Origin of the sequence: Nostoc sp. CCY0012 (assembly GCF_963920855.1) — a bacterium.
Classification (GTDB): Bacteria; Cyanobacteriota; Cyanobacteriia; order Cyanobacteriales; family Nostocaceae; genus Cyanocohniella.
In genome coordinates this window covers 1-228 of the sequence record NZ_CAWUDM010000275.1, presented here as the reverse complement: position 1 = coordinate 228, position 228 = coordinate 1, and the positions used below count along the sequence as shown (strand labels likewise).

1 protein-coding gene is annotated in these 228 nt (G+C 48.2%); it reads left to right on the top strand.

What is annotated here, in order from left to right; all coding sequences use genetic code 11:
• Window positions 1-228, top strand: a 228-nt coding sequence (locus tag ACM0OS_RS29115) for a hypothetical protein (protein WP_414546642.1), incomplete at both ends; no start/stop codon positions are given.

Sequence of the window (228 nt, the reverse complement as noted above, 5' to 3'; positions counted from 1 at the left end):
ACAAACTACCAACAGAATTGCTGCCACAAGCACTGGCTGCGACTAGACAAATTCAGAATGAGGAGTATCGCGCCCGCACACTAGCAGCCTTAGCTGACAAACTGCCAGAATTATTACCAGAAGCTCTGGCTGCGGCTAAACAAATTGAGAATGAGTCAAGTTGCGCCAATATCCTAATAGCCTTAGCCGACAAACTGCCACCAGAATTGCTGCCAGAAGCACTGGACA